Origin of the sequence: Halalkalibacter sp. APA_J-10(15) (assembly GCF_023017105.1) — a bacterium.
Lineage (GTDB): Bacteria > Bacillota > Bacilli > Bacillales > Bacillaceae_D > Halalkalibacter.
Genome location: NZ_JALKEV010000006.1, coordinates 41,016 through 53,754, shown reverse-complemented (window position 1 = coordinate 53,754; position 12,739 = coordinate 41,016). Strand labels below are relative to the sequence as shown.

Here is a 12,739-nt window from a genome sequence, read left to right as displayed (position 1 = left end):
TGAAATGCAAGCGATATTGTATGTTGGTCATGGGAGTCGTGTACAAGCAGGGAATGATGAGTTACTCGCTTTTGTTGAGAAAGCTAAAAGCGCTCAACCAAATGTAGCAATTCAAGAATGCTGTTTCTTGGAACTTGCAGAACCTACGATTGATCAAGGCGTGGAATCCTGTATTAAGCAGGGAGCTACAGATATTGCTGTACTTCCTGTTCTTCTGCTTACTGCAGGCCACGCTAAGGTTGACATTCCAGAAGCTATTGATGAGATCAAACGTAGGTATCCACATATTACATTTACTTACGGTAAGCCAATTGGAGTGGAACAAACTGTTGTTCATATCATTCAAGATCGACTTGCTGCAGCAGGTTTAAAGCTCGGAGATGACCGTCCACGTTATGAGGATCGTCAGCCTGTGTCTATTCTACTAGTTGGGCGTGGAAGTAGTGATCCAGATAATACGAGTGATTTAATGAAGATAGCACGTTTAGTTTGGGAATATACCCCTGTGTCAGAAGTAGAAGTTTGCTTTTTAGCTGCAGCTCATCCGACAGTTGAGGAAGGTCTACAACGCCTTCAACGATTTGAGTTTCAAACAACATATGTCGTCCCTTATTTATTATTTACAGGTGTACTCATGAAAAGCTTGCAGGAAATGCTTGATGATTGGTCTGAAATGACAGATCGAACGTTTATCTTATGTAATTATTTAGGATTTGATGACCAATTAATTAAAGTTCTTGCAAGACGCGCTGAAGAAGTGTTAAACGATGATGTACAAGTGAGTTGTGATACATGTCAATTTCGTTTAGCTTATGCCAATAATGGAGGCTAAATCTTAATGAAACGTCTACCGATAGTATTAGGGTTTGAAGGTAAGAAGGCAGTAGTCGTTGGAGGAGGACGTGTAGCAGCAAGGCATGTAACAAAGCTAATTAACGCTCAGATGAAAGATATCATCGTCTATTCTCCAACCGTTCATGATGAACTCATTGTTCATATTAACAATGGAGCAGTGACATGGATCAAAGAGACCATTCTCGAACCTAGAAGCTTCTCTGCAGATTTTCTTTTGCTCACAACACCAAATGAAGACCTACATCGGAAACTTTATCAATACAAAAAGCCCTATCAGCTTGTCTACGTTGCGACTAACCATGAGTTAAGTGATATACATTTTCCTTTAACGATCAGAAGAGGGGCTTTAACGATAGCTCTTACAACAAATGGGAGTAGTCCACTTTATACGAAGCGGATAAAACAGATGATTGAACAAAATTTAGATGATCATATTGAAGAGGATTTAGCATTTTTGTATGAGGTTCGTTTGCGTTTGAAACAGATGAACATTTCGAAGGAAAAGCGTCAAACACTATTAAAAATGGTCATTTCAGATTCTGTTTTAAGGAGGTCGGATCGTCAGTTATATGTCGAAGAGCTTATAAGAAATAAGGTTTTTGATGAAACAAATGATGAATATGATAATCAAAGATAAAAATTCAAAGGTAGCTTTTGGACCTTCGGACAGGAGGGCACTGAAAAAGTTTGACTTTAACCTTTTTCAATGCTCCTTAAGTATTTTAACTTATTAATTGTATAGGCTTGGCCTGATAAAGGAGAGGCTTTTCTACTTTGCTATTTTGCTTCTATGATCGCTTTTCGTCGTCTTTGGAAATTTCTTCTAAAGAGGGGACTTTACCATGTGGATTTTGTGCATTTTTTCGCTTGCGAAATTGTCGGTCTTTTTGACTTTTCGATTGTGTCACCATCTTCATCTCCTTTTAGATGTTTGATATATGTTAGTATTTGATGGGTGAGAGGACTTTATTCATTGACTATTTTTGAAGTAGTACTGTAACAATCAACAAGGCCACTGTTAAATAATCAGTGGCCTTGTTTGCTAAGAAAAGACCGCTACCGCGGTTTTTCTTAGTTTACTTTTTAAATGACAGTCGAGCAATTGCATCATGCTGATGAATCGATTCTTCGTTACGACATTCAATATCAAATGATTGGATATGTTCATGTTCGTACAAATCTGATGCAACAAGGCGAATAAGGTCTTCAACAAAACGAGGGTTCTCATATGCACGTTCCGTGACTGCTTTTTCATCAGGTCGTTTTAAGACAGGGTATAATATCGAGCTAGCATTACTTTCAGCAGCTTCTAATAAAATAGCTTTCCAATCAACATTTGCACTGTCATCTACTCGTACACTCATTGTGACAAAGCCTCTTTGATTATGAGCACTATACTCACTAATTTCCTTCGAACAAGGACAAAGTGTTGTAACAGCAGCTTTCATCGTTATTTCTGACGTATAGCCTGCTTTTTCGTCAAAATGAACATTATAGGTGATATCTGCATGAGCCATGCCTTCCTTTTGCATAGAAGGGCTTGTTTTCGTAAAGAACCACGGAAATTGAACTTCGACATCTGCTGCTTGTTGCTTCATCTCTCGTGCCAAAATCGCTGAAAACTCTCTTAGTGACTCAAGAGATAGCAAATGGGATTGAAAATAAAGATGTAGCTGTTCGGTTAAACGACTCATATTAATGCCTTTAAAATTTTGTTCAAGACTTGTTGTCATAGCAAAAGTTGCAGTAGTCGTTTGTGTAGTCGGAGCTAAGTCGGATTCAATCATAACAGGGTACTTTACATCCGAAATCCCTACCTGTTGAATAGGAAAATAAAAATCATCAGGTTTATTTTGAAGGTCAGGCATCTTTTCCTTTTCTGTTGGTTTTGTTCCTACTATAGGGTCTACTGAACCAAAATGACGGTGACGCTCTGCCTTTGGTGGTAATTGTTTCATAACATATCAACTCCTGATTAATAAGTAGCATATATTTTACATTAAAAAGGTATTCCCTCATTATTCTAACTTAATACTCAACTTTATACTGAGTTTGGATTAAGATTACTAGAACAAATTTATGCTACCATATTCAGCTGAAATGTGAAACAGATTTGCTTAACAATGTCTCTCTATTTACAGAATTTAACCTTCATATTACACTACAAAAGTACTTAGAAACAATTAAGTGTAAAAAAAGGAAGTGAGAAATTTGAAAAAGGGAACATGGATATTCATTAGTTTGGCGGGTATTCTTTTAATAATTGGGTTCACATTACCTATTACTGTACACCCTTCAGCTGACACAAGAACGATTGTAGACCATACGTTACATGTATACAGTGCTCCTGAATGTTTTGATCAAGCAGATTTAACGAATAATTTAGAGGAAACGACCTATCAGAATGCAAATGAATTAGAGTATGAAAGTGAATCAAGCTGTACCGATGAGGTGTTCGTTAGCGAAAAGAAACCTCTTTTAATAGCCATTTTTAATTGAAACCTTGAGATTCTGCTATGATTTTAGACGATGTGCTGGATAAGATTAGTTGATCATTTGTCATACGTTGTGAGAAAGTTAGAAGCGATAAAAAGCACCTGATAGCCTTTTGCGTATCATCGTTGATTGTGATATATTGAGAATGTTCTAATAACTTATCAAACGAGTAGAGAGAAGACATTTGAGGGAGCTGGAGACAAACAATGAAAGTTGCAAAATTTGGAGGAACATCAGTTGCGAGTGCCGAACAAATTAAGAAAGTAGCAGCTATTGTGGCTGATGACTCTGAGCGGAAAGTGATCGTCGTATCTGCACCAGGAAAGCGTTATAGTGATGATACGAAAGTAACGGACTTATTAATTGCATTAGGAGAAGCATGTTTAGAAAAAGGCGAAGTAGAAGCCGAACTACAGGCTGTTGTTTCTAGATATGAAGACATTGCAGATGGACTTGATTTGGGGAAAGAGATTGTCGCAACGATTGAAGCGGATTTACGTGATCGTTTAACTTTCGACCGTAATCGGCCAGAATCATTAATGGATTTAATTAAAGCGAGTGGTGAAGACAATAACGCTAAATTAATAGCTAATTATTTTCAGCGAATTGGTTTAAATGCAACTTATTTAAACCCTCAAGATGCAGGACTTCTTGTAAGTGATGAGCCAGGTAATGCGCAAGTCTTATCAGAAACCTTCGAGCACCTTGGGAAATTACGAGATTCTGATGAAATTATTGTGTTTCCTGGATTTTTCGGGTACTCAAAGGAAGGAACTCTTGTCACTTTTCCAAGAGGAGGATCAGATATTACAGGATCGATTGTTGCAGCGGGGACGAAGGCCGATTTATATGAAAATTTCACAGATGTCGATTCGGTTTTTGCTGCGAATCCAAACGTTGTCGATAACCCAGTTAAAATTAAAAAAATGACGTATCGTGAAATGCGTGAATTATCGTATGCAGGTTTTTCTGTATTTCATGATGAAGCGTTAATTCCAGCATTTAGAAATCGGATTCCAGTTTGTGTGAAAAATACGAATAATCCTGCTTCAACGGGAACAATGATTATGTCTGAGCGTGAGTATTTCTTAAGCCCTGTTATTGGTATTGCTGCTGATGAAGGGTTTGCAACGATATATGTACGTAAGTATTTAATGAACCGTGAAATAGGTTTCGGACGAAAGCTACTTCAAATTCTTGAGGATGAAGGGTTATCATATGAACATATGCCTTCAGGTATTGACGATACGTCCGTTATCGTACGTCAGCATCAATTGACAACAGAAATTGAGGAACGTATTATTGATCGTATTCAAAAAGAATTGTGTGTCGATGATGTTTACTTTGAACATGATTTTTCAATGGTTATGATAGTAGGAGAAGGAATGCATAATACGGTTGGTGTATCAGCACGAGCAACGGCAGCATTAGCACGAGCAAGTGTAAATATCGAGATGATCAACCAAGGTTCATCGGAAGTCAGCTTAGTACTAGGAGTTCATGCCGAGGATACGGATCGCGCCGTTCGCGAATTGTATCAGGAGTTCTTTGGTGGCGCAGATGAATCGATCGAATAATTACGGAAAAAAAGGACCTGTATGAGTATTTGTTCATGCAGGTTTTTTTGTTCTGGAAAGAGAATATGTAAAAAGAAGTTTAATGAGGGGGATCATTCATTATGGAGGAGATCGTCATAAGCGATGATAAATCATTATTAGATAGGGAAGTGATCTATCGATTTCTGGCTAGCAGCTATTGGGCGAATAAAAGAAGAAGAGAAACGATTAATCAATCAATTGAGCAATCCATTTGCTATGGTGTTTATGATGGGGGGAAACAAATTGGTTTTGCGAGAATTGTGACAGACGAAGCTACTATGTATTGGTTATGTGATGTGTTTATTGATGAACATTATAGGGGGAAAGGAATAGGCATGCAACTAATTGATGAGATCGTGCATTCTGATAAATTAGCTCATTTATTTGGCTATTTAGGAACGAAAGATGCACATGATTTTTATCAAGCATTTGACTTTCAGTTAGAAGAGGAAAAGGTTATGACACGTATTCCTAATTTTCCAAGAAACAAAATGTAAATAGAGGATGTGTCAGAGCGAGAGGTTCTCATGACACATCCTCATCCTTTATATGTTTTATTTTGGTTCAGACATTTTTTTTAACAGCATCTTCATTTCAGAAAGCTCCTGTTTCACTTCGGACAACTCCTTCTTGACCTGATCTTCTTCTTCCTCTAAGTTGGCTTTTTCAACATTTCCTACAATGACACCAATAAATAAATTAAAGATAATAAATGTACCAATTAAGATAAAAATGATGAAATAAAGCCATGACCATGGAATTTCGGCAAAAATAGGGCGCATGACACCACTAGCCCATGATTCTAGTGTGACGACTTGAAAGAGGGTTAGTAATGTTAATTGAAGATTACCGAAATATTCAGGTGCTGCATTGGCAAAAAGCATTGTTCCGATAACGGCAAAAATATAAAAGATGATACTCATTAAAATCATAATGTTCCCTAGCGCAGGAACGGTCATGAGAAGTGCATCTACAAGTCTTCTGAGCGATGGGATCACGGAAATCGCACGTAACACACGGAGAACTCGTAATATCCGTAATACGGTAATAAAGTGAGCTCCTGCAAATAGATGGCCAGCTGCTACAATTAAAAAATCGAACCAGTTCCAGCTACTTCGGAAAAAAGCGCGAGACGGCTTCGTTGCAATAAAGCGCATCGCAATCTCGATTGTGAAAATCCATAGTAAAATATAATCGACGGTGAAAAACCAGCTTTTGTATGAATCATATAATTCTGGGTATGTTTCTAAACCGACGATAATAGCGTTAATAAGGATGAAAATAATAATCGTCGTTGTAAAAGCTTTGTGAAAAACGATCTTTTGTATACGCCTCACAAACGGTGAGTTTGAATAGGTAGTTGGTTCGGTCATTTTATGGTTCTCCTCCAAAAACAAGCTGTCTTTATTCTACTAAAAACGGATTATGTAAAAAAGAGATATGCCTAAATTTATCGTTTGAAATGATTGACTAGAGAATGTACGTTCGTATATAATGCAAATTAGAAAGGAGTTGAGCGATTATATGCGATTTTTATTCGATGCTAGTCAAAATAATGGTGTCATTTTGGAAATCATTTATGAAGCAAAGGGAGGTTTATTATCTCAAAGAAGAATACGAATTAAGTCATATAACGATCAGCACTTTATCGCTTTTTGCTTAGAGCGAAAACAAACACGAATGTTTCGTATGGACCGTCTCCTTTCTATAGCTCCTATCAAACATGCTAAATAATTTCATACAATGAAAGACGGCAAAGGCCGCCTTTATGAATGTATTAGCTATATTTATTTGCCAAGCTCCTTGGAGCGTTTAATCGCTTTTGCGATCGCTTCTTTCATCGTTTCTTGACCATCATGGGAGCGTAATACGTTAATTCCTGCTTCGGTAGCACCATTAGGACTCATGACTTCCTCGTATAGCTCCTTTGGAGATTGATTTGTTGTTTGTAGTCTTTTTCCTACTCCAATGATCGTTTGAGCAATAAAAGGCTTCACTTCTTCAAGTGTTAACCCAGCCTCGATAGCCGCTGCTTCCATAGCTTCGGCAAAGTAATAAAAGTAGGCAGGACCACTACCAGCAATACCGGTAATGGAGTCAATTTTTTCTTCGAGAACGGTTGATACCATTCCAACGACTGAGAATAGATCTGATACTAATGATAAATCTTGATCTGTTGCAAACATCCCCTTTGAAATGGCAGTAGCTGATTCACCCACTTTTGCCGACGTATTTGGCATCGTTCGAACGACTTTTGCATCAAAGGTAAATTGTCCCTCAATCGTTGAAGTAGAAACTCCTGCTAATACAGATACGAGCAATTGTGATTCGGTGAAAGCATCTTGAATATCAGCAATCGCTTCTTTTATTTGCTTTGGCTTCATAGATAAAATAACAATGTCTGCTTGGCGCACAGCCTCTGCACGATTTGATGTTGTGCGAATTCCATATGTTCGGTGCAGCTCATCGAGTCGAATATGATTACTGAAATTTGTTGCGATAATATGATTCGCTTGTACCTTTCCTTCTGATACTAGACCGGCAAAGATCGCCTCAGCCATTGCTCCAGCACCTAAAAATGTAATCGTTTTTCCTGCTAATAAATCACTCATTATTTCACCTGACCATTTCCATGTACAATATATTTCGTTGATGTTAATGCTTCTAACCCCATTGGTCCTCTTGCATGAAGCTTCTGCGTGCTAATACCGATTTCAGCACCAAAGCCGAATTCAAAGCCATCTGTAAATCGTGTTGAAGCATTATGATAGACAGCAGCTGCATCCACTTCATTAAAGAATTTTGCTACATGTTTCTCATCTTCACTTATAATCGCTTCAGAGTGCTTCGTTCCATATTTATAAATATGTTCAATCGCTTCATCAATCGAGGAAACGATTTTGATGGACACTTTCAAGTCAAGGAACTCATCCGACCAATCTAATGGAGTCGCCTGTTCAATTCTGTTATCCATTGCTTGCGTTTTTTCATCCCCAACGAATGAAACGCCTTTATCAGCTAATTGTTTGACTAGACTCGAGAAATATTTTTTGGCCCATTCTTGATGAACGAGAATCGTTTCCGCAGCATTACAAACGGATGGCCGTTGTGTTTTGGCATTAACCGCAATGTCAATGGCCATTTCGTCATTTGCAGACTCATCAATATAGATATGGCAATTTCCAACACCAGTTTCTAATACAGGAATGGAGGCATTTTTAACGACAGATTGAATGAGGGAAGCTCCACCCCGTGGGATCAGTACGTCCAAATATTCATTGAGTGTAAACATTTCTCCTGCTGTTTCACGCCTTGTATCTTCTAATAGTTGAATAGCATCAATTGGTATTGTCGTTTCTTTTAAAGCGTTTTGGACGACTTTGACGAGCGCGATGTTCGAATGAATCGCTGATGAGCTGCCACGTAAAAGAACAGCATTTCCTGATTTTAAGCAAAGGCTAGATGCATCAATTGTTACATTAGGGCGTGCTTCATAAATCATTCCAATGACTCCTAGTGGTACACGGATTTTATCAATCGATAAACCGTTCGGACGCTTGAAATTAGTAAGCAATTGTCCAACAGGGTCTGATAGCTCAGAAACTTGCCGTAAACCTTCTGCCATATCATCCAAACGTTCAGAGGTTAGTGTTAAACGATCAATTAAACTTGTACTTGTGCCATTTTGGCGAGCAACTTCGATATCTTTTTCGTTTTCTTTAATGAGGAATTCCTTCTCATTAAGTAATGCATCAGCCATCTTTTGTAGTGCAGCATTTTTTTCTTCTGTTGTTTTTGTAGCAAGTAGTCGAGCACAATCCTTCGCTTTTTTTGCTTTTGTGATTAATTCACTCATTGTTTCATCTTCTCCTTTTCCTCTGGTACCCATTCATTGCGATGGATGACCACGGGTTGCTTTTGTTTTTCATTTTCACGTGATTCTTGTTGTGTTTTCTGATAGTTTATTAGTTCATCGAAGGTCATAGCAGCCTTTCCTTTGCCAATTAATTCATGCTTCTCATTCAAAACTCCAATGACTTCACCTTTGGTAAACGTTCCTTCAACTTGTTTAATACCTACAGGAAGTAAGCTTTTACCTCGAGATAAGAGAGCTGTTTCTGCTCCTTGATCTACAGTCAGATAAGCGGTTGTCGTAGAATGTAAGGCGATCCATTGCTTTGACATCGGCATAACAGCTTCATGAGTGAATGAACCGATATACGTTCCATCGCCTTTACCTGAAAGAATATCAGTGAACATAGCAGGGTAATTCCCTTTCCCTATGAAGACATTTACTCCGAGAGATAAAGCGGTTTTAGCGGCGCTTACTTTCGATTTCATTCCCCCTGTGCCAACTTTCGAGCCTGATTCACCTGCAATATCCATAAGATCAGCTGTCAGTTGTGGAATGAAGTGAATTTTTTTAGCATGAGGATTCGTTTGTGGATTTGCATCATACAATCCATTTACATCGGTCATAAGGCATAATGTTCGTGCATGAATGAGCCCACTAACGAGTGCTGATAGCATATCATTGTCTCCAAATGTTAATTCTTCAATTGAAATAGAGTCGTTTTCATTAATGATTGGAATCGCTCCACGCTTTAATAATTCCGTTAACGTTGAGTAGGCATTTCCATACCGTGTTTGATCGGAAAAGTCTTGCCGAGTTAGTAAAAGCTGAGCAGGCGTAAGACCGTATTTAGTAAATTGATCTATATACGCTTGCATCAGTAAGCCTTGGCCGACTGCAGCAGCAGCTTGTTTCCCTTGGATCGTAATAGGTCGAGTAGGATAACCGATAGCACCGAAGCCTGCAGCGACTGCTCCTGAAGAAATCATAATTACTTCATGGCCTTCCTGCTTTAGCCTCGCAATTGCTTCAACAAAAAGGGATACTTTTTCCATACTTAGTGCACCTTGCTTTGTTGTTAAAGAGCTGCTACCGATTTTGACAACTAATCGTTGACGGCCCATAGTTCATCTCCTCATTCCTACATGGTTGCATGAATTTTCTAAAGGGAGTAACGTAAAAAAAAGCTCCTCCATCCTTGTTGAAAAGGACGAACGAACTGTATCCGCGGTACCACCTTTATTGACATTCAAGTTGAATGTCCACTTTAAAACCCGTAACGTGGGTGAACGGTCAATAGACTAGCTCGAGGGCAGGTTCAATTGATTAGCGGTGATGACCCTTTCAGCCGTTGGAGTCACTCTCTTTACACATAATCGTCATTTACTAATCCCTTTCATCGCTATTTTCTCCTATTTTGTTTATTATAAGAGAGAGCGAATACGAACGTCAACTGACTTTCGTTAGAAATAAGAAATTTTGGACAATTTATTTAGCTTTTTGGAGGTTTTAATAATGGATGGGAGAGTTGTTTGGATTACTGGGGCTTCAAGCGGTTTAGGCAAAGAAATTGCTTTGCAGGCAGCGAAGCAAGGTGATACGGTTGTTTTGCTAGCGCGCAGAATAGATAAGCTACTTAAGATTGAGAAAGAAATACAAAATGCGGGTGGAAATGCACATAGCTTTCAGCTAGATGTAGGAGATTTGGATAATCTAGAAATAGCGATTAATTCGATTATGAGTAAAGTAGGACGTATCGACGTGCTAATTAACAACGCTGGCTTTGGCGTTTTTGAACATTTAACGGATGTCGAGCTTGATGTAATGAAGGAAATGTTTCATGTGAATGTTTTAGGCTTAATCGCTTTTACGCGATATGTCGTTCCATATATGATCGAACAAAAGGGAGGACATATTATTAATATTGCCTCTCAAGCTGGAAAATTAGCTACACCGAAAGCGAGTATATATGCAGCAACCAAGCATGCTGTGTTAGGATTTACGAATAGTTTAAGAATGGAATTATCACCGAATCAGATTCATGTTAGTGCTGTTAATCCTGGACCGATTCAAACGGACTTTTTCACAAGAGCTGATGAAGCAGGCTCCTACGTGAAAAGTGTTGAAAAGTGGATGCTTCAATCTAAAGATGTAGCTGAAAAGGTGATTCGCTTGATTAAAAAGCCAAAGAGAGAAGTTAATTTGCCGCGATGGATGGGAGCTGGCTCAACTATATACCAGCTGTTCCCGACATTAATTGAAAAATTAGCAGGTAAAAAATTAAGTCAAAAATAAATGTTATTTCTAATTTTGATTTGTAATATAGGAATAAACAACGTCGTGGATAATATCCATTAACGGAACAGAGTCATTTTGATGAAATTGTTTGAGAATGGCTTGAAATAATTGGTCTTCTTCAATTGGGGTCATGACGATACCCATTTCGGGAGCGGAGTAAGATTGTGAAATAGTTCGTATTTTCTTTTTTATATATAGTGGTTCCCTAGGAAAACGGACTCCTTTATGACATGAATTTTAGATGGATAGTAAACTCATTGCATTAAAGTTGTTAAAAAACATGAAGCTTTTCTTTCGTTGGTCAGCATACTTATATGTTTATTCCTTCTATATTTTAACGAATGCCTTCCGCAAGTCAATGATAAAGATTGACAGTTTTATTTATTGCTTTTAAACTAATGAGTGATAATGTTTGATAAACCATTCATTGAATGAATGGATGTGGACTTTTCTAGGTATAACCTATTTTCACCACACACTTGCTCTAAACAAGTGTGTGGCTTTTTGCGCGGGAGGAGAGGTGTTTAAATGAAGCCTATTTGGTTTTATTCATTGATTGTATTTTTAGGAGGCTGCTGCTTTGGAGTATTATCAACCTTTGTGAAATTAGCTTATACGAATGGATTTACAATAGCTCAAGTAACAGGGTTACAATTTCTAATTGGTCTATTGCTCATTTGGGTGTTTGTTCCATTTGTAAAAAGAAAACGACTAACAAACTCGTTAAAAACGAAGATCATCTTATCCGGACTTCCAATGGGCTTAACAGGTGTTTTTTATTACCAGTCATTGCAAACAATAGATGCTTCGATTGCCATTATTCTGTTATTTCAGTTTGTATGGATTGGAAGTTTATTAGAATGGTTCATTGATCGGAAGAAGCCTAATCAATTACGACTCATGGCCATTGGTACGTGTATGATGGGTTCAATTTTGGCTGGCGGCTTCTTTATGAGTTCACTTGAATTAACATGGTATGGAATCATTTGGGGAGTACTTGCTGCTGTGAGTTTTTCCACATTTATTTATTTAAGCGGAAAAGTTGCTCATACGGTACCAGCTATTCAAAAGAGCGCTTGGCTAACAGCAGGAGGCTTTGTGATTGTCTTCATTATCTTTTTACCAACTTATATACGTGAAGGATTTCCACTTGAAACGATGGTTGCAGTTGCACCATACGGATTATTTTTAGGGCTATTTGGGGTACTATTACCACCACTGCTCTTTTCAATTGGAATGCCAAAGGTTGGTGGAGGACTCGGAACAATTTTATCTTCATCGGAACTTCCAGTGGCAATTTTGATGTCAACGATCATATTAAAGGAAACAGTTTCCATCGTTCAATGGATTGGCGTTGGTATTATTTTAGTAGGAATTGCGCTGGGGAATGGATTGCTGTCTCAGTTGGTCGGATTAAGAAAACGGCGCACCGTTATAAAGAATATTTAATTTATTCAAGCTTGTTTCAAGGAGATATAGACTTTTTGAAACAAGCTTTTTAAAATTTAATAGATCAGGGATAATCCTAAGATTAACATGTTATGAATTCGTTGAATACGATAGCGTATAGTTCTATGTCCTAGCGGTATTGGAATACAATAAATAACGTATTTGTTAAGGAAGAATGAGTATTTTTCCT

General features: G+C 38.0%; 15 protein-coding genes and 1 other annotated feature. Of the genes, 8 read left to right on the top strand and 7 right to left on the bottom strand.

The annotated features are described in order from the left end of the window. Positions 1-4: 4 nt before the first annotated feature. A complete protein-coding gene (locus MW695_RS08755; protein WP_247104903.1) occupies positions 5-832 on the top strand; it encodes a sirohydrochlorin chelatase in 828 nt (275 codons plus the stop codon). A gap of 6 nt (positions 833-838) precedes the next feature. Next, positions 839-1,492 carry a precorrin-2 dehydrogenase/sirohydrochlorin ferrochelatase family protein gene (locus tag MW695_RS08750; RefSeq protein WP_247104902.1) on the top strand — a complete coding sequence of 218 codons (654 nt, stop codon included), beginning with the start codon at positions 839-841 and terminating at the stop codon, positions 1,490-1,492. A 151-nt stretch (positions 1,493-1,643) separates the two neighbouring features. Here the strand turns inward: MW695_RS08750 and MW695_RS08745 are convergent, their stop codons facing one another. Together MW695_RS08745 and folE2 are read right to left on the bottom strand one after the other, a co-directional pair. Further along, on the bottom strand, positions 1,644-1,766 hold the full coding sequence (locus tag MW695_RS08745) for a DUF6254 family protein (RefSeq protein WP_252120709.1): 123 nt from the start codon (positions 1,764-1,766) through the stop codon (positions 1,644-1,646). Between the two features lie 165 nt (positions 1,767-1,931). Continuing rightward, entirely contained in the window at positions 1,932-2,813 is an 882-nt protein-coding gene (gene folE2 / locus MW695_RS08740; protein WP_247104899.1) for a GTP cyclohydrolase FolE2, read from the bottom strand. Positions 2,814-3,066: 253 nt separating this feature from the next. Here folE2 and MW695_RS08735 point away from each other — a divergent pair, with 253 nt between their 5' ends. From MW695_RS08735 to MW695_RS08725, 3 genes are all read left to right on the top strand, one after another. Beyond that, positions 3,067-3,354 (top strand): hypothetical protein, encoded by a 288-nt coding sequence (locus tag MW695_RS08735; protein ID WP_247104898.1) that lies wholly within the window; start codon positions 3,067-3,069, stop codon positions 3,352-3,354. A gap of 203 nt (positions 3,355-3,557) precedes the next feature. Beyond that, positions 3,558-4,928 (top strand): aspartate kinase, encoded by a 1,371-nt coding sequence (locus MW695_RS08730; protein ID WP_247104897.1) that lies wholly within the window; start codon positions 3,558-3,560, stop codon positions 4,926-4,928. A 101-nt stretch (positions 4,929-5,029) separates the two neighbouring features. Next, on the top strand, positions 5,030-5,446 hold the full coding sequence (locus MW695_RS08725; RefSeq protein WP_247104896.1) for a GNAT family N-acetyltransferase: 417 nt from the start codon (positions 5,030-5,032) through the stop codon (positions 5,444-5,446). 57 nt (positions 5,447-5,503) lie between these two features. Here MW695_RS08725 and MW695_RS08720 read toward each other — a convergent pair whose 3' ends face one another. Further along, on the bottom strand, positions 5,504-6,322 hold the full coding sequence (locus MW695_RS08720) for an ion transporter (RefSeq protein WP_247104895.1): 819 nt from the start codon (positions 6,320-6,322) through the stop codon (positions 5,504-5,506). Positions 6,323-6,473: 151 nt separating this feature from the next. Here MW695_RS08720 and MW695_RS08715 point away from each other — a divergent pair, with 151 nt between their 5' ends. Further along, positions 6,474-6,683, top strand: a complete 210-nt coding sequence (locus MW695_RS08715) for a hypothetical protein (protein WP_247104893.1) — start codon at positions 6,474-6,476, stop codon at positions 6,681-6,683. A 53-nt stretch (positions 6,684-6,736) separates the two neighbouring features. On the opposite strand, the gene proC is transcribed toward MW695_RS08715, so the two are convergent. The 3 genes from proC to proB are packed head-to-tail and all read right to left on the bottom strand — an operon-like array spanning position 6,737 to position 9,926. Further along, complete coding sequence (gene proC, locus MW695_RS08710) at positions 6,737-7,561, bottom strand: pyrroline-5-carboxylate reductase (protein WP_247104891.1); 825 nt, start codon at positions 7,559-7,561, stop codon at positions 6,737-6,739. Next, positions 7,561-8,805, bottom strand: a complete 1,245-nt coding sequence (locus tag MW695_RS08705; protein WP_247104889.1) for a glutamate-5-semialdehyde dehydrogenase — start codon at positions 8,803-8,805, stop codon at positions 7,561-7,563. The genes proC and MW695_RS08705 overlap by 1 nt, the downstream gene beginning before the upstream one ends. After that, positions 8,802-9,926, bottom strand: coding sequence for a glutamate 5-kinase (gene proB, locus MW695_RS08700; protein WP_247104887.1), 1,125 nt, complete (start codon positions 9,924-9,926; stop codon positions 8,802-8,804). Before proB ends, MW695_RS08705 begins: the two co-directional genes overlap by 4 nt. A 79-nt stretch (positions 9,927-10,005) precedes the next feature. Next, positions 10,006-10,211, bottom strand: a binding site (T-box leader). A gap of 106 nt (positions 10,212-10,317) precedes the next feature. Here proB and MW695_RS08695 point away from each other — a divergent pair. Then, positions 10,318-11,097, top strand: a complete 780-nt coding sequence (locus MW695_RS08695) for an SDR family NAD(P)-dependent oxidoreductase (protein ID WP_247104885.1) — start codon at positions 10,318-10,320, stop codon at positions 11,095-11,097. Between the two features lie 9 nt (positions 11,098-11,106). On the opposite strand, the gene MW695_RS08690 is transcribed toward MW695_RS08695, so the two are convergent. Next, positions 11,107-11,292 carry a YqzH family protein gene (locus MW695_RS08690; protein ID WP_308446081.1) on the bottom strand — a complete coding sequence of 62 codons (186 nt, stop codon included), beginning with the start codon at positions 11,290-11,292 and terminating at the stop codon, positions 11,107-11,109. Between the two features lie 336 nt (positions 11,293-11,628). Between MW695_RS08690 and MW695_RS08685 the strand changes: the two genes are divergently transcribed. Next, positions 11,629-12,549 carry an EamA family transporter gene (locus MW695_RS08685; RefSeq protein WP_247104881.1) on the top strand — a complete coding sequence of 307 codons (921 nt, stop codon included), beginning with the start codon at positions 11,629-11,631 and terminating at the stop codon, positions 12,547-12,549. Positions 12,550-12,739: the final 190 nt, after the last annotated feature.